This is a genomic window from Treponema primitia ZAS-2, assembly GCF_000214375.1.
Taxonomy (GTDB): Bacteria; Spirochaetota; Spirochaetia; order Treponematales; family Breznakiellaceae; genus Termitinema; species Termitinema primitia.
The window spans coordinates 1,960,883-1,977,648 of record NC_015578.1 but is presented as its reverse complement, the minus strand read 5'-3'; the positions used below and the strand labels follow the sequence as shown (position 1 = coordinate 1,977,648).

Annotated in this window: 14 protein-coding genes; 8 read left to right on the top strand and 6 right to left on the bottom strand. The window is 40.8% G+C overall.

Annotated features, from left to right (window positions below):
- The first annotated feature begins 41 nt into the window (after window positions 1-41).
- The 7 genes from TREPR_RS08705 (at window position 42) to TREPR_RS08670 (ending at window position 6,535) form a co-directional block, all read left to right on the top strand.
- Window positions 42-245 carry a helix-turn-helix domain-containing protein gene (locus TREPR_RS08705; RefSeq protein ID WP_015707933.1) on the top strand — a complete coding sequence of 68 codons (204 nt, stop codon included), beginning with the start codon at window positions 42-44 and terminating at the stop codon, window positions 243-245.
- Window positions 224-445 carry a hypothetical protein gene (locus tag TREPR_RS08700; RefSeq protein ID WP_015707932.1) on the top strand — a complete coding sequence of 74 codons (222 nt, stop codon included), beginning with the start codon at window positions 224-226 and terminating at the stop codon, window positions 443-445. The genes TREPR_RS08705 and TREPR_RS08700 overlap by 22 nt, the downstream gene beginning before the upstream one ends.
- The gene (locus tag TREPR_RS08695) at window positions 435-770 is read left to right on the top strand and encodes a hypothetical protein (protein ID WP_015707931.1); all 336 of its coding nucleotides are present in this window, start codon (window positions 435-437) and stop codon (window positions 768-770) included. The genes TREPR_RS08700 and TREPR_RS08695 overlap by 11 nt, the downstream gene beginning before the upstream one ends.
- A complete protein-coding gene (locus TREPR_RS08690) occupies window positions 770-2,206 on the top strand; it encodes a DNA primase family protein (protein WP_015707930.1) in 1,437 nt (478 codons plus the stop codon). Before TREPR_RS08695 ends, TREPR_RS08690 begins: the two co-directional genes overlap by 1 nt.
- Before the next feature lie 739 nt (window positions 2,207-2,945).
- Window positions 2,946-3,251, top strand: a complete 306-nt coding sequence (locus TREPR_RS08680) for a hypothetical protein (protein WP_148257270.1) — start codon at window positions 2,946-2,948, stop codon at window positions 3,249-3,251.
- Between the two features lie 694 nt (window positions 3,252-3,945).
- Window positions 3,946-4,152, top strand: a complete 207-nt coding sequence (locus TREPR_RS18190) for a hypothetical protein (RefSeq protein WP_081468651.1) — start codon at window positions 3,946-3,948, stop codon at window positions 4,150-4,152.
- Between the two features lie 1,168 nt (window positions 4,153-5,320).
- A complete protein-coding gene (locus TREPR_RS08670; protein WP_015707812.1) occupies window positions 5,321-6,535 on the top strand; it encodes an IS256 family transposase in 1,215 nt (404 codons plus the stop codon).
- A 21-nt stretch (window positions 6,536-6,556) separates the two neighbouring features.
- Here the strand turns inward: TREPR_RS08670 and TREPR_RS08665 are convergent, their stop codons facing one another.
- The 3 genes from TREPR_RS08665 to TREPR_RS19185 all read right to left on the bottom strand — a co-directional run bounded on the left by TREPR_RS08665 (window position 6,557) and on the right by TREPR_RS19185 (window position 11,909).
- On the bottom strand, window positions 6,557-10,123 hold the full coding sequence (locus TREPR_RS08665; RefSeq protein WP_148257268.1) for a protein NO VEIN domain-containing protein: 3,567 nt from the start codon (window positions 10,121-10,123) through the stop codon (window positions 6,557-6,559).
- A gap of 18 nt (window positions 10,124-10,141) precedes the next feature.
- A complete protein-coding gene (locus TREPR_RS08660; protein ID WP_041611097.1) occupies window positions 10,142-11,125 on the bottom strand; it encodes a sacsin N-terminal ATP-binding-like domain-containing protein in 984 nt (327 codons plus the stop codon).
- 526 nt (window positions 11,126-11,651) lie between these two features.
- Window positions 11,652-11,909, bottom strand: a complete 258-nt coding sequence (locus tag TREPR_RS19185; protein ID WP_015707925.1) for an AAA family ATPase — start codon at window positions 11,907-11,909, stop codon at window positions 11,652-11,654.
- A 133-nt stretch (window positions 11,910-12,042) separates the two neighbouring features.
- On the opposite strand from TREPR_RS19185, the gene TREPR_RS08655 reads away from it, so the two are divergent.
- Window positions 12,043-13,374 (top strand): hypothetical protein, encoded by a 1,332-nt coding sequence (locus TREPR_RS08655; RefSeq protein WP_015707924.1) that lies wholly within the window; start codon window positions 12,043-12,045, stop codon window positions 13,372-13,374.
- A gap of 247 nt (window positions 13,375-13,621) precedes the next feature.
- Here the strand turns inward: TREPR_RS08655 and TREPR_RS08650 are convergent, their stop codons facing one another.
- From TREPR_RS08650 to TREPR_RS08645, 3 genes are all read right to left on the bottom strand, one after another.
- Window positions 13,622-14,698, bottom strand: coding sequence for an ATP-binding protein (locus TREPR_RS08650; RefSeq protein ID WP_201765769.1), 1,077 nt, complete (start codon window positions 14,696-14,698; stop codon window positions 13,622-13,624).
- Window positions 14,699-14,947: an AlbA family DNA-binding domain-containing protein gene (locus TREPR_RS18810; protein WP_201765768.1), complete on the bottom strand. Its 249-nt coding sequence runs from the start codon at window positions 14,945-14,947 to the stop codon at window positions 14,699-14,701.
- 125 nt (window positions 14,948-15,072) lie between these two features.
- Window positions 15,073-16,764, bottom strand: a complete 1,692-nt coding sequence (locus TREPR_RS08645; protein ID WP_015707922.1) for a DUF262 domain-containing protein — start codon at window positions 16,762-16,764, stop codon at window positions 15,073-15,075.
- Window positions 16,765-16,766 lie beyond the last annotated feature (2 nt).

Below are 16,766 nucleotides of genomic sequence, written 5' to 3'. Positions count from 1 at the left end.
CTTCTGACAGTATAGACCCATTACAACTTTTGGAGGTTTGTATGGTCTTTACAAAACAAGAGGCGGCGAAACTGCTCGGTATCGCAACTGTCACCCTTGATCGGCTCAGGCGGCGGAAAAGTATTTCCTTTCGGAAGGTTGGCGCCCGTGTTCTCTTTACCCAGGCTGATATTGATCAGTTCCTTGAGCAAAGCCTGGTTCCTTCAGTACAGGAGGCGGTGCAATGCGGCAACCCAAAGGACTGACGGGAGTACTCCTCAACGCCGAAACCCTGTTTGATCAAATCAGATTGGATATCATCAGGGAACTTAAAACGGTTCCGCCTCACGGCAAAATCTGTTTTGAGCTGACCTTTCGGGACTGCCATCTGCAACGGCTTCTTACCACACGGGAAGTAAGCCGCCTGTATGAAGGGGGCCAAAGCGGAGGGTTCCATGAGGTTTAAGAACGACAGGGAACGGCATCTGTTCAAGACCCGGAAGGAACGGCGGCTTTTGGATGAATTCCTCACTGATGAAACGCTTATGGCTCATACCGCTTTGACTTTATTCAAGACAAAGCGTATCGACCCACCGGACGATGTGTACCGGGGATTAGTTTATTTCATCAATGAGGAGTGGAAGAAAAAGCCCGGCAGCTTGTGTCTCCTGTACGAAACAAAAAAACGGGTCCAGGCGGATATGCCGCCTGCGGTAAAGGAAATCGTCTTTGACCAGGTGTGTTATTTTTTCAAAGTGTACAGCGCTGTATTAGCGAAGGAAGGGTTTTAATGGGTTACGATTCAAATTATGGGCGGCAAACAGCCGCAGGTTTCCGTGAACAAAAAAATATCCAGGAGAAGGACAACGATCTGATTCGGGTCCACATGCTGAAACAGGGGCTGTTTCAGTTTACCGACACATCCAATGCGGAACGGCTTATGAAAAAGTATGGAACAGATATCCGCTATGTACCGGAATGGAAAAAATGGCTGGTCTGGAATGGTTCCTACTGGAAGATAGACAAGGGCTCATTGATTCATCAAAAAGGTTTGGAAATGATCCGCTCCATCTATGATGAAATACTTACCACGGCGGATTATCACGAAAAAGACGCTATTGAAAAAGCGGCTATACAGAGTGAATCAATGCGGCGGCGGGATGCCTTTATCAAAGCGGCAAGCCTTATTCCAGCTCTGAACATTGAAGTTGATGATTTGGATAGGGATCCTTTTCTGCTCAATGTCAAAAATGGGACGATAAATCTGACCACCGGAGAATTCCGGGAACACCGGCAGGAAGACTTTATCACCAAGATGTCAAACGTCTCGTATGAGCCTGAAGCAGAATGCCCCCTCTGGGAGCTGTTTATCCGGGAAATAATGGAGTTTAAAGGCGGGCTGGTTAGGTTTTGGCAAACTGCCCTTGGCTGGGGTATAACGGGCGACACCAGCGAGCAGGTCATGTTTATCCTTATCGGGAACGGGGCAAACGGCAAAAGTACCTGTATCAATGTGGTCATGCATGTCCTGGGGGATTATGCGACTTCTACCCCGACTGAAACCTTTATGCGGCGGCAGGGGGATGGAATCAGCAATGATATTGCCCGGCTGCGGGGTATGCATTTTGTCGCTACCACGGAAGCAGAACAGGGACGGAGGCTGTCGGAATCCTTGATTAAACAGATCACCGGCAATGACCGGATGACTGCCCGGTTCCTGTACGGGGAATATTTTGATTTCTTTCCGACTTTCAAGATATTCATGGCCACAAACCATAAGCCCACGATTACCGGGACCGATCATGGGATTTGGCGGCGGATCAGAACTATCCCCTTTAATACCACGATTGACGAAGCCAAAAGGGATCTTCATTTAGGGGATAAACTTATTGCTGAATCATCGGGTATATTAAACTGGCTTATTAAAGGGGCCATGCGGTGGAAAACAGAAGGATTGGCCATACCTGCGGAAGTAAAAAGCGCTACCGATGAATACCGGGAGGAAATGGACATTATCGGCAGCTTTATAAAGGATCGCTGTGAGCAGAAGCCGGGTGTGAGCATACGATCACGGGAGCTTTTCATATGCTACCATGGCTGGTGCGAAGAAAACAATGAACATGCTTGTTCTGAAAAGTTCTTTGGGATGCGTTTAAAGGAGCTGGGAATTGTTCAGAAACGAACCAGCGAAGCGCGTCATTGGGTTAATATTACGGTCAAGGAATAGTATTTACGATTTAAAGGTTTTGGTTAGACTTGATAAGTTATCGAAATAAAGACATTTATTGAGCCTATACCTCCTAATATCATATTTACTGTCTCCGGTTTCCCCGCGCCCCTTTCTGTTTTGGCCATCAAGAAAACATGAGTTCTTTTTTTCTTGTAGTCTGTGTTTATTTTTACCGGTCTGTGATGGTCTTAAATGATACGATTTTCGATACTTTAAGTCAGGGCTGCATTAAAAAATAACAAAACTAACAAAAATGAGCAATTTTAGGGGACGCGCACGCCCCCTTCGTAAAAAAAAATACCAAACAAAAATTTATTTGAACTAAGGACATAATATCCTTTATATTCTTTACAATGTAGTATTCTTCTTTTTGTGTAGCATAAAGACATAAAAAAGAGAAAGTATATAAGAAAGAAAAGCCCTATAGGGACTTTTCCAAATTTCGCTTTATCCTGCACTGACCATACATCATTGGGGGCGCACATGCGCTCCTCGCTTGGTTCAAAAAAATGCCGGGGCGGGGTGTCATGAATGACTGAAAAATTGGCTTGGTTTGAGGGGTTTCTGTCATTGGTTATGTATTGCGGCGTCCCCCGCAAGGGGGGCGGTGTTCGGAGTATCGGCCCGCCCTCCCCGTAGGGGTGGGCGGGTTCTACGGAGGAAGTAGGCGGAGCCTCTTGGGGGGATGGGGTTACCGCTGTGGGTTCATGCCGCCTGCCCGAAGGGGTGGCGGTTTTTGGCACTGATAGTAACGGTATGCGAAGATGAGGACCAGGCCAGCCTCCCGCAGGGTGGCTGGTTTACGGGGGAAGTGGGCAGAGCCTCTTGGGGGGCGATGGTTTGCACCGTGGTCGTATGCCGCCTGCCCGAAGGGATGGCGGTCTTTGCCAGTGATGGTAGCGGTAAGCGAATATGGAGAAGCGGCCAGCCTCCCGTAGGGTGGCTGGTTTACGGAGGAAGTAGGCGGAGCCTCTTGGGGGATGATGGTTTCTGCTGTGGGTTTATGCCGCCTGCCCGAAGGGGTGGCGGTTCTTGGCAGTGATGGTAACGGTAAGCGAAGGCTTTATAACAGTGATGGGGGTTTTACACTTGCGTCAGCCGTGGGCAAAGTTCGCTGAGCTTCATGGGAAGACGAAAATCCGGGTGGGCTTACCACTCCCCGTTGTGGTGGTGTATGGACGAGGCGGCAGGACGCCGCCTGGGAGGAAAAACCACACTGGCATGGACGCCAGTGTGGTTTTTTTCCTATCAGCTCCCGGCCACGCCGGGTGCTGATCCTCCCCCTATGAGCCGTGGATGCAAGGGTTTTTTCCACTGTCCCAGCGCCCCCCAGGGATACAATGCTAAAAGTGATAGTAGAAGTGGCGATAGCCAGGGAAAGTTAGTTTGAAGATAAAATGGGCGCTGGGACAGTGGAAAAAACCCCTCCTTTTTCTCTTTTAGTGGGGGAAGCCCGGCGGCGAGGGGGAGGGACAATGGAGGTCGTCCATACACCACCACCGGAGTACGATAATTTTGAAGGTTGCGCGGCCCCAGGGTGGGCACTGTACGCATTTCTCCCCACGGTGCTATGAAAAGCCGATGGGAATAGGGTTTACACGGGCGAAGCATCGGCACCCGGTAGGGCGTTAGAATAACTGCTTGTGTGGATAACGGTACGCATGGCGGCGTGAGGATTAGCCGCCATGCGGCGCGGAGGGGGCAGGACGCCCCCGGAGTGCTGGGGATAATGGCTTGTGGGGATAGAGGCCGATGTGCGGCGATTTGGGGATGACGGCCCCGGTATGCGAAGGACCAGGCGGCGGCATAGGGTGAAGGTGGCGGTATGCGGGAGACCAGGCGGAAAAGATGGGGGCCGGTGGTGTCCGGAGAAGCGCAGCGCCGGAGGATCCCACCGGCTGAGGCAGGCTTTAGGCGGCGCGGAATTGCCCCATGCGGTTTAGTCCCCATGAGGGCTGGACGGTATAGGGCAATGGAGGGCCGCTGGGAATTATGCCCCGGCTTTGGAGGCTACGGGCAAAGGCTTCAAAATGGGGGGTGTGGTTTTCATGGGCAATCTTCGGACCCGGTTAATTTTACAGCTAAGGCGCCGCTTGCCATAGGCAGGCGGCGGGTGTTGGCGCATATTGGGTGGGCCGGGTGGTTATGGGGGTCAAGGGGGAAGGCGGGGCCGCCTGGGTTGGCAGCTTTACTGTTGGGAAAACGGCTTCCGGTTTGAATGATGGTGTCCCCGCCTTTATCCCCCTTGGTTAATGGGTAAAGCGCCATGGGCCGTGGAGGGAGCGGAGTTTACGGAGCGACCGGAACGGCTTATGGCGCTTTGTCCTACGAATTCGGTATACGCCGGGTTGCAGGCGGCGAATAGCGGGTCCAGGTTGCGGTATGCGAAGGACCAGGCGGAAAAAGGGAGGGCAACGCCGGGACTGTAGGCGCTGTACGCCGGAAGTTCCGGTGTATGAAGAAAAGCTTTAGGGGTGGACCGGACTGGTACGGTTCTGAAGGGAGCGGAGCGACCGGAAGGGCCGTGCCGGGGAGGGTCCACCCTGGGAATGATGTGCCCGGTTTTGGAGTATCAGAGAATAAAGGTGGCTGCTTGAGGGGCTGATGGCGACAGTTGTCGCTTCTTTATTCGGTAACGGTATGCGGTGAAGGCCGGTGCTATTCCCGCCGGTAGATGGGGCAAGGGCCGAGGGTAGCGAGAAATGGTGGCAGGGGAGGCCTCTGTTGGTGCTGGCGGTGCGGAGCGCCGACAGGGCCGGAGGATGCAGGGGATGGCGGCGATATACGGTGGCTTGGATGGGCCTGAATTCTTTACGCCGTAAGCTTTTATCTCTTCGGTCTTTCGGCAGCAATCGGGCGGAGCGATTTTTGGGCAGTTTTCGGTTACGGGCGATTTAATCCCTCGATAGGGGGTAGTACAACCCTTATGGCTGAGGATTCTTGTGGATCATATGTAAGGACTAACTTATATGCTCCTTTAAAAACAACAAGTTTGGATTGGGCAGTACATTATTTATAGCACATTCTGGATATAAATATTAGCCGTTGACTAAGGAATTGAGCCTGTAACAAAATTAGTGTAAACGGCTATACTACCTAGAAGGAGCAAGTATGGCCTTTTCAAAAGAAGTCCTGGACGAGATTTTGAAGGACTACCATGGGCCCGATGACTTTTACGGGCCCGAAGGGATCATGAAGCAGCTGACCAAAGCGCTGGTGGAGCGGACGATGGAGGCTGAGCTGACCGAGCATCTTGGGTATGAGAAAAGCGACCCGGGTGAAAAACAAATCTCGAACCGCCGGAATGGCAAAAACAGCAAAGAGCTGAGGACCGACCACGGGCCGATGCCGGTCGAAGTCCCACGTGATCGGGAGGGGACATTCGAGCCTCAAATTGTTCCCAAACACCAGCGGGAGTTTCGGGGGTTCGATGACAAAATCCTTTCGATGTACGCCCTTGGGCTTACTACCCGCCAGATTCAAGATCACCTCAAGGATATCTACGCGGTTGACGTCTCGCCTGAGCTTATCAGCCGGGTAACCGATGAGGTTAAGGAACTGGCAGCCGAATGGCGGGGGCGGGCTCTTGAGCCCTTTTACCCGGTAGTTTTCCTGGATGCGCTGCGGGTCAATATCCGCGATGGGGCTGCGGTAGTCAAGAAATCCGTTTATTTGGCCTTGGCGATACGTTTGGACGGCCAGAAAGAGCTGTTAGGGCTCTGGATTGAGCAGAACGAAGGGGCCAAGTTTTGGATGGGCATTATGAATGAACTCAAAAACCGGGGGGTACAGGACATCCTCTTCGCCGCCGTCGATGGGCTGACCGGTTTTCCCGACGCCATTGCCGCGGTGTTCCCCAAAACCGAGGTCCAGCTTTGCATCGTCCATATGGTCCGAAACTCAGTTCGGTTTGTCCCCTACAAAGACCGGAAGGCGGTGACAGCCAGCCTCAAAACTATTTACCTGGCTCCTTCAGCGGAACTTGCCGCCGAAGCGCTGGACGAGTTCTCAAAAGTGTGGGATAAAAAATACCCGATGATTTCAAAGTCCTGGCGGAGCCGGTGGAACGAGGTCATACCGTTTTTCAAATTCCCACCTGAAATCAGGAAGGCGGTGTATACTACCAATGCCATTGAATCGGTTAATTACACGATTCAAAAAATTATCAAACACCGCCAGTCTTTCCCAAACGATGAGGCTGCGGTGAAATTAATTTTTATGGGCTTGAAAAACATTTCCAGAAAATGGACAATGCCTATACGGGATTGGGGCGCTGCCCTCAATCAATTCGCAATCATTTACGGGGAAGACAGAGTCCCCCTATGATTACCGTTTACACTAAAAAAATTACAAGTTCAAGGAATTTAACTCAAAGATAAAAATATAATCTTTAGCCTGTGCCACAAATTTTGTATTATTTTCGAATGTTTCCCCCGGTTCAAATTTAAATATGTTTTTAATCATAAAAATTATATCCTCTTTTACAAGAGCCATTTCAAATTTATCAGGCTCATTGATTCCATATTCCTTTTCTGCAGCAGAAATAATAAATTGATTATCAGTTAGAGCTTTCACTTCGAGACATTTCCATTCACCAGTTTCATTCTTATACTCTATATCATAATGCAATCTATCATTTTTATCCGGTGTTATTGAATTACCAGAAACCCATCTTACATTATTAATTCCATATTTCTTAACTAATGTATTGTAAACCAATACTTCTGCACTTTTTCCTTTTTTTCTTTTTCCTGTATCACTAAGCCCTGAATAAATCCAATTTCCACTTCCACTATTTGAAGAAACCTGTATGGATTTCCTATTTTTGCTTACTGTAGCATCAACCAACGAACCAATTGAATTTAAGTCTTTATTGTTTTGATTACCTTCGCCATCATCATGGACAAAATTTTTAGAAAAATAATCATCAATAACTTTACCATTCCCTTCAAAATACAGCAGGCTCGAAATAGATTTATCTATAATATCACCTTCCTCAATACTATATTTTTTTAATAAATTTTCATACATATTTTTAATATTGATGTGAACTTGTAAGGGAGCGTCTATATCAATTGCAAAACAATCGTTTATCTTCTCTTTTATTATTGTTCGATAATCAATCGCTAAATCAAACTTACACTCATTTATTTCTTTTTCGATACTATTGATAAAATCGATATTATATTTGTTTAGTTTAGCTATGAATGAACATTGATCTTTTTTGGCTATATTAAGGTTTTGCCATAAAATTTGACTGAATTTATATTCATTATCTTTTATGGAATCCATAAATTTCTTCCTATGCCAATTGCAAAGACCTTTATCAGGTAACACTTTTTCAACAGAAAGTTGTAATTCATTGCACAATAAAGAGATAAATTCATAAGATTCATTATTATTGAAATTTTCAAAATCTACATTCCCATATCCATCAGGAATAGTTATTCCAATAATGGATTTTATATTTTGTTTAAGGATTTCTATATTTTCAATTGGCTCAATTAGTTTTTTGTTTTTTAATTCAAAAATAACTTTCCAAAAATAAATTTCAACCCGTGAAATTCCTAATAATTGGAAAGCTTCTTCAATCTTTTCTTTTTCTAAATCCTGATAAGTCAAATGGCGTGTATCTTCAATATCATTTCTGAAAATTTGCCTAAAATCATTTTTTAAATCATTTATTTTAAAAATTATACATATCATTTCAGCAAAAGAATCACAAAACTCAGAATCCTTTTTTAATCCATCTATGTTAAGAATAGAACTTTCTTTAAAGTAAAAGATATCTTTTATATTTATGAATTCTTTTTCTTCAAGGGTTTCTCTATTATTATTAAACCGAAAATCACATTGGGTCACAACATGGATTTTACATGATTTTAATATCCTTGCATCTTCTCTTTTTTTATCATTATCCGCAACGCCTTTTTTTTGATTTGGAGGATCCAATCTATATGCAAGTATATAAGGTTTTATAGTATCAAACCATTTGTTTAAATCACTATCACAAGGATTAAATTTTACGCTTTGTTCATCCTCTATAAATATTTTAAATTCCTTGACATTATTTACGCCAAAATATTTTTTTACATTATCTTCTCCAATTCTTTTAGGCAAATTTAACATAGGCAGGGTATTTAATATTTTCTTGGGTAAAATAGAATTATCTGTATAATAAACATCTGATCTCGATTTATATTCCTCCACTTTTGCCCTTCGCGTAAAATATTGTATATCCTCCGGTATAGGAAAAGTTGACTCCCGGGCAACCAAAACTTCCAACGCCATTCTATAAATTGTTTGGGTAGCCTTACCTTTTTTAGCCTCATCTTTTTGAGGTATTTCTTTTAAAATTTTATATATATTCTCAGGGGATAGCTCATTAAAAAATTCTTTTGCTCCTAGCTTTATGAGAATTGATTTTATTTCGGTTTTGTTAATTCCGAACTTGCTCAAAAATTCATAGTCTATCATAAAATCTTGATTTATTAATTTATTTAAATCATCGCTCCCTGCTTCTAAAATGTATTTTGTAAAAATATTAGCATTTATAAATTGATAACGAATATAAGAAAAATTTGTTATTATTGGTTCCCGTCCTTTATTATAATACCAATCTATTTTCTCATCATTAGTCTCAAGCAGTGTTCTGATTGAAGAATCCTTTAACGACAGCAATATTATTTTGTTAATATCCAGCTTTTGTATTTTATCAAATCCGTCTATTTTTGATACTATCGAATTTTTTATTCTGTTAATGTCAAAGTTTTCAGGACGATATGTTCCATTTTTAAAAATAAAATCAATATAATCGCTTTCGAGCCAATTATTCTGAAGATCAAAGGTAACGATTTTTGAATATCTGTTAACACCTAGCCATAAAAAGAAGCTTTCAATAAAATTATGATCATCATCATTTATTTTCCAGAGATTAATTGGCAGCAAATATTCCTTAGCCTGGAATATGTCTTTAAAAATGATTTCTGTCAGCCGGCCGCTTGGATATGATTCACTTAAATATAAATTTTCCGAATTGCATATGGTATTCTCCTTTGAAATAAGAGGAACTGCGATTTTTACTTTTTCTTGTCGGTTTTCTATGTTTTTAAAATTACTATACAGTGCCGCCACCATCTCCTTAATATAAGTAATTTTATTTTCAGCATTAGAAGTATTTTTTAATGCGGCATTTGTACCTGTAATTATTTTTTCAATTACATTGTTACTATCATATGGCTGCAAATTAACAACCGATTTTATGCTTCTTTGCAATTCTCTGTTTTTTGGTTCATTTTTATCAAATTTATTTTCCAATTTTAAAATTAATAACTGATACAAATCAAAATCCATAAAATCGATTTTTACCAATGCTGGAATTTCAAGATTTTCTTCCGAACTTAACACGGGTGTGAACGCCAAGTCATCCTTTGTTATTACTTTATTAAATTTATTTATCAAAAGTGAAAAACGTTCTTGATTTTCTTTGAATTCAATAATACCGGAAAGCTGAATGATAAGGTCTGAGCGAAGTTGAATACTCATTCCTGTTTTTGACAGCTTGTCAATTTTTTCTATTAAGAATTCATGGGAGAAAACCCTGTTTTTAATATCATGTATACCATTATCAGTAATAGGCAATGTTAATCCCGGGAATACCTGGGGAAAATTCTTCTCAAAAAAACCATTAAAATCATCATTATAATAAAATGCATTTTCACGTATATTATATTTTGTGTCTTTATCAACACTAGGATAAATACTTTCTTTTTGCCTTAAATCGTCTAATTTTTTATAAAATCTCTCTATTAATTTTGAATCAGAGGAGGAGGATGAAGGACTGAGTAATTTATATGGACGCCAATCAATGTGTTGATCAGCTAGAAACAGAGCACAATGTTTTAACAGTTGCACTAATTCATCCAGGATGAATTAGTTTATTTTTAATTCATTCAAGTGGTTCCTATTACTGTTCAAATCAAAGGTTCCATGGATTATACAAGGCAAAGAAACAGATAATTGTGTTGGGAAAAAATTGAATAGTTTCCCATAGTCATCGGATAAATCATCCTGAAAAGCAACTTTGAGATTGTAGGCTTGAACCTCATTTTTATTTTTATCCTGATATTCATCCGGCAACATATCTTCCTTGGAGAATACTTTCCATTTTTTCCCCTTTATGGTTATTGATTCAAAATTACCAGACTTATTTTTTTCACTTTGAAACTCTATTGTTTTTGACTCACTCTGTATTGTTATCTTTTTAATATTATTAAGAAATAATAATATTTCTTCCCGCAATTCTGCCAATTGGTTTTCAATATCTTTTTCAAATTCTTTTCTATATGTAATATCAATATCAGTAGTCCAATCATTTTCTAATGATACTTCTTTAACGTCTGGAATTGCCAATATAGGAAAGGGGATTGTTTGTTCCGATAAATTTCTCTCTGCCCTTATTTTTTGTTTTGCTTCTTTTGACAAAGCAAGTCGATTGTTAAACACATCTTTAGCGATCATTTCAGAAAACGATATGATACAGCCATTACTACGAATATTTATCTTTTCAGCCCAGTTCAATATAGATCGAAATCCCAAACCCTTATTCCCAATATAATTTAATTTTGTTTTGCTACTAAAATTTGCGAGCATTAGAGATTTTAAGCCACCTACTTGAAATGGCTCATTACCCTTATTTGAAATAGTGAGTTTTCTGTTTTCTTTATTCCAAGCGATTTTGACTTCAGCAGAGGATGCATCATCTGCATTTTGAAGGAGTTCTAATAGCTGTCTACCATTGTACTCCTTTGTCAATTCATATTCATGGTTATAATCGGCAATAAATCTATCGGAATTATCTTTATAAGTTTTTAGGTTACCTTCGATTATTTTATCTATATCTTGTTTAAATCCCATTAGATTCTATCCTTGTTCCTCATAAATCACGGGAACTTGCCGGAAATACCCCAACCAACTGTTCCGTTACTTTAACACTAGCAAAAAAGCAGGATTTTGACAATACTATCAGGGCAAAAGCTCAACCCCTGCGATGCGGCTGAGGTAACCAAAATGGTCCGGGCGTGTAAGGATCACTCTCCGGCAAACTTCAATATCTTGCAAAAAAGTGCACTTTCTCAGCTGAGCATGGCTGACGCCGGGAACTTGTAATTTTTTGGACCTGTTGACAAAAGGCTATTTCAGCGGCAAGGGGGATGGACTATGGATGCCGTCCCTAAACCACTACCGGAGTACGATGATCTTGAGGGTTGCGCGGCTTGGGGTGAACTTAGTACGAGAGGTGTCTTGTCTTTTTGATGCTGGTCCTGCCGCCATTTTTTGCGCTGGCCCTTCGGACCAACGTAAAAAACCCCGGCACCCACACTCCCTTTAACAGTAACGGTCGTTTTGGTCTGCCATATCCTCTAAGCTCTGGTGATTATGCCTAGAGGATCAGGGCGGAAAATGGAGAGCGGTGCCGGAGCCTGGAGGGAACGAAGTGACCGGAAGGTCCGGCACAGGGTGTCGGTTTTTGCAGATTTGACAATTTCTTCATAGCTAGGTACTCCGAAAATGAAAACGGCAAAATTTCGATAGGAATATACCTTTCGGTAAGTAATGTAGCCAACTCCCCTGAAAGTAAATAAGCGTTTGAGCCGTTAATATACAAATCGCCATTTTTCTTGATAAAAAGTCCTTCCACATAGGGGATACTTCTATAATCTGTAGGCTCAAACTGTGGGAGAGAGTTCTCTCCTTTTTATTGATCTTATCTTGGAATTCGAATATGCTTTAGCAAGAAGAGAGTCACCTGATAATGGGGGAAATTATCTAACATGAATACAGAAATTTATTATATGGTTTTGAAAGCTAATCCTAATGATGTAAACTTTAAAGCTGACACTGTTTTTTATGCATGTTGGGTTAATGATTACAATCCAGAAGATGCTTTATTAAAGGCGCAATTTAAAGCAGGTGTATATGGTTTCTCAATACAAGATATTGTAATTACTTCCATGTTGGTACATGAATCCGATTTTATAAATTCTGAGCATGAGCTGAAATGTTTTAAGACAGCTAAAGAAACCGGGTTTTGTGGACTAGTTTATGGTGAACCCAATGACACGACTGATAAAGGCATACATACTCTCAATGCGACAGGTTTACTGGAAATACAAGAAATATTAAATATTATGAAAAAAAGCAAGCTAAAAGGAAGATGTCTCCATTATGATAGCGGCAATAGATGTACGGAAATTATTAATGCCCATTCTATTCAGAATAAGAAAATGTTGCAAGTAATTGCTGAAAATGGCCATGTTATCGTACCGGTACATGACTATAGTACCCTTAGCAAAAATGCAGGTAAAAGCACCTATGATAAAAGAGGTATAAATAAAGTGTCTACTTTTTTAGGATTTTGCGGAAAACATGATACAGAACTATTTAAAGTAATTGATACTGCCGAACTAAAACCAACTGATGAACAAGTGTTTTTATATTCCTACCGTTCTCTATGCAGAGAATACTTTGTTAAAGAAAATGCATTAAACGATTTTTCTCAAATGTTGTCTAAAGTGAATAATAAGGCCATAAAGGAAAATCTATCTTTAATTCGAATAGGAGAAGAAAGCGGATTTTTACTTTTAAAAAACCTTAAAAAGGAATATGACGAATTGCTAAAAAAGAAGAACTTTTCCAATATTGAATACTTGCTATTCACTTCGGGCCAAAAGCCCAATATGGCATTTTCAGGTATCATCAATCCTGACTATGATTTTGAAGGAAATTTACTACAAGATATTGCCAATTTAAGCATTGAATTAAGTTCCATGACGATTTGTTCAGCGCCAATGAAAAACGGCTGGGGCTTTCTTATTGTATGGTTAAAATCAAGCAGCGAAATTTGTAATCAATTAATAGATTCATTGATCAGATCCATTAAAAATGGAAAATCACTACCAGATATGTTATTTAGATTAACTCTTACATTTGAAAATCATGCCTTCAATCCAACGTTTTGGGAAAATTTATCCTTGGATTCAAAAAATCAAATTACAAAAACCTTTTTCATACCTGCTGATATATTTTCACAGACGAATGAAAATGTCTCAACAGGTGTTGAAAATATAATTAATTGGGAATTTCAATCTGTAATTGAGAAATGATAGAGGAGAAGCACTTAAACAAATGGATATTTATTTTCGTTTTAGAGAGGTAAATTCCGCTTACCCTAACGGATTTATCAATTTGCATCTGGCGTTGCTCTGGATTGCATGGAAGGGCTTTTTTCCGGGAATCAGAAGAAAAAACCCATACCTCCTGAGCTGCCGCCAATTTGCAATATTATATAAAGTTTGCGGTTTGGATAGCATAAAATCATTTCCTCAATACGCCTTTTCTTATACTTCGTATTCAATTTAAAGTAACCCACTGTCCTGTCTTGTCAGAACCTTCTCGCTTAATAATATTTTTTTCGGTCAATATTTTTATATTGCGTAAAATCGTTCGCCGGCTCACTGCCATTTCGGCTACCATCTTATCGATTGTGATTCCCTTATTTGCGTTTATCAGCAAGAGGATTGATTTTTGGGTTTCGCTTAAATCGGTCTTTACAGTGCCATTTACAGTGCCATCGTCCTCATTTCTCTCAAAATCACTTGCATAGGGGAATGTCACCACGATAAAGCTTGGGGTAATTTCAAATACGGAACGGTCGTATGCTTCCAAAATGCGCCGCATACCGGAACCCAAGCCTTCGACGAGTTCCACGTCTTTGAACACACGCATAAGTTCACGGTTGCGGAGCATTGAACGACTGGCAAAAAAGTCCTCCTGCGATAAGCCTTCCACCAGCCCGCCAGTAGAAGTGATGGTCACCCTGTCGGAGAAGAACTCAACGACGGGCCAACCTAAATTGTAGTCGTTATGAACTACGGCGTTTATAAATGCCTCTCTCAGAGCAACCTGATTGATAAGTTTCCGTTCTAATCGGTTGCGTGGAGTGATTTTTGCAAAGGTCTTATTCTCGACTGCCAACTTATCAAGTACACGATATATCGATGTTATCAAACAGCGATAGCCGTATTCCTCATTTTCAATCAGGTCAATTTTGTCAGTTCCCGCATATTTCGCGACTTTAATTGACGCGCCGTTGCCGTCTGCTAACAGGTAAGCGAGGAGATTATACGAGCTGTCGCCAGTACGCAAGTCCAAATTTTCTTCAAACTGGTCATTCAACGTTAAATCGAGTTCGTTGTAATAGATATGAAGTTGCTCAAAGGTCAGCTTTTGCCGCGATACTGGAGTGGTGGAGAGGGAGTTTGCCTGTCTATGCTGAAGAAGCCGCTCAATCATTGCTTCAGTCATCGGCTGGGCAGAGGCACCTACCCGGATGAAGCAGCCGTCCTCAGTCATTCCTTTTTTTCGGATATAGTAGGGTTTCTGCATTCCGCTTGATACAACTATGCGAATAATATTTTTGCCGTCCATTTATTCGGCAACTACATCAAAGAGCCCCAAAATTTTCGGGCGGATATTATTACCGAGCCTGTCGGTAATCTTGCGTTGTTCGGCATCGGAATTGGTAACTCCGACAATCGAGCCATTATCGTCAACGCCAATGAGTATTTCGCCGCCGCCATTGTAATTAAGGAAAGCCACCACGGCTTTTTCGAGCTTATCACCTTTGTCGGCTTCGCGCTTGTATTCAAGGCGGTTGGATTCCATGTTATTAGCCATAAGTCTTTGTCTTTTCGGTCGATATAATCCTTTCAATTGTGGTTATACCAGTAGTGTTGTCGATAAATTTAATCATTTTATGTACCAGTAAATTCATAGCCCGATTTTCCTTTCTTTTCATCTAGTTATCTTAAAAGAGCACGAATCTTTTCGATAATTAATAATTTCCGTGTTTCATAGAATTTTTCAAAATCTACAATTTCAAACGAAGCATCATCCGGAATAATAGCTTCTTCATAAAACCGCATCTTTTGATCATAATTCATATCATTGTAATAATCCACAAGCCTTAAATCGTTTTTACTACCATTGCTTCTGCCTTCAAGTAAGTGAAGATTAGGAAGTCTATTACGATTTGCTCGCCATTTTTTCCAGTCTTCCAATGAAACGGAAACTGGTTTAGCACTGTCAAATCTATTTTCAGGGTGAAGATGGTCTTGTTCGTATTTAAAAGTCTTATTCCTCCAATTAAGGCTTAGATAATATAGCACTTCTCCAGCGACTCTGCTTCCCTTTTCTGAATTGAGAATATCCTCTATCTTTCCTTCAGTAATTCGCAAGTCATTCATTTGATCAAGCATTTCAATAGTAATTTCGTTATCAAAGCTATTGATATTGCTTTTCATTTGCTGCAATTTACCTGTTGTGCCTGATTGAAAATAAGTAAAGAATATTGCTCTAAGTAAATACGCTCGAACGGCTTTAATATTGTTGCTGTAATCTGGGTTTAAATATACATAATAAATAATAGGCAATAGCACATTCCAACTACTTGAGAAGCGGCTAACTTCAATTTTTAATTCACTAAGCAATTTTTCTAAATTCATTAATGCTCTTTTAAAGCCACTCCAATCATTTTTCAAATCTTCTGCAATTTTTTTACTGATATTTGATTTAACAACATCACCATACAACATTAGAGCTGATCGAATAATAAAGTCTGAATCAAACCCTATATATGACCCAGTAAGCACTTTTCCGAATTCAGTTTTTGCACTTGGCCAGTATGCTTCTAGAATTGACATCGTAATTTCGGACTTTTTAAGTGCCTTCCCTCCACTATTGAATCTTACGAACATTTCAAGCGCATCGTCTTGCTTCATGTCTGTGATTTCAGTATACCTAACCAATTTTTCAATAAATATTTTATTATACAATAACTGTAAAATGTTCCGAGCATAATCCTTGCTGTCTACAGGAATATTTTCTATAGTATCCTCGACAGCCTTTTCCCGTGTGTTTTCATTTTGAAATTTATCGTTAAGAATATCCTTTATGTCAAACTGTGTTGGGCTTATTATGCCAATTTTTTCACTAAACTTAATGTCATATTTTTTACTGTTATATTCTTCTTCGTCTGTGGAAATCTTATTCTTATTCAATTCAATGAGGAGCTTGGTTAGGATCTTCTCTCCTGTTTTTCTTCTTGCATAATTCGGACGTATGAAAGCTTCTCCGAATAATGATAAATAGAGTGATGTCAATCTTTGCTGCCCGTCCAATATCGCAGTATCAGTAGTTTTGACATTAATGCTTGTCAATTCATAATTTGCGCTGTCGGCTGCTTTTCTACTGTCAAACGTTACATCAGATAAAAAGTTACAAAAATATGTATCCCATGTCACATTTGCATCGTCTACATGCCAAAATAAAAATGTAGCGATTGGATAATTCAAAAGAATAGAATCCCAAAGTTTTTCAATCTGCTCCATATTCCAAACAAATTGCCTTTGGAATGCTGGCATTACATATTTGCCTTCTTTTATATGTTGCAAGGCTTCATATATAGTTATTCTTTCATCAATCAGTTCACTCATAT

Excerpts from the sequence above, each read along its gene's own strand:
- TREPR_RS08705 (WP_015707933.1), top strand. The coding sequence starts at position 42 with ATGGTCTTTACAAAACAAGAGGCGGCGAAACTGCTCGGTATCGCAACT.
- TREPR_RS08700 (WP_015707932.1), top strand. The coding sequence starts at position 224 with ATGCGGCAACCCAAAGGACTGACGGGAGTACTCCTCAACGCCGAAACC.
- TREPR_RS08695 (WP_015707931.1), top strand. The coding sequence starts at position 435 with ATGAGGTTTAAGAACGACAGGGAACGGCATCTGTTCAAGACCCGGAAG.
- TREPR_RS08690 (WP_015707930.1), top strand. The coding sequence starts at position 770 with ATGGGTTACGATTCAAATTATGGGCGGCAAACAGCCGCAGGTTTCCGT.
- TREPR_RS08670 (WP_015707812.1), top strand. The coding sequence starts at position 5,321 with ATGGCCTTTTCAAAAGAAGTCCTGGACGAGATTTTGAAGGACTACCAT.
- TREPR_RS08660 (WP_041611097.1), bottom strand. The coding sequence starts at position 11,125 with ATGGGATTTAAACAAGATATAGATAAAATAATCGAAGGTAACCTAAAA.
- TREPR_RS08655 (WP_015707924.1), top strand. The coding sequence starts at position 12,043 with ATGAATACAGAAATTTATTATATGGTTTTGAAAGCTAATCCTAATGAT.
- TREPR_RS08650 (WP_201765769.1), bottom strand. The coding sequence starts at position 14,698 with ATGGACGGCAAAAATATTATTCGCATAGTTGTATCAAGCGGAATGCAG.
- TREPR_RS18810 (WP_201765768.1), bottom strand. The coding sequence starts at position 14,947 with ATGGCTAATAACATGGAATCCAACCGCCTTGAATACAAGCGCGAAGCC.
- TREPR_RS08645 (WP_015707922.1), bottom strand. The coding sequence starts at position 16,764 with ATGAGTGAACTGATTGATGAAAGAATAACTATATATGAAGCCTTGCAA.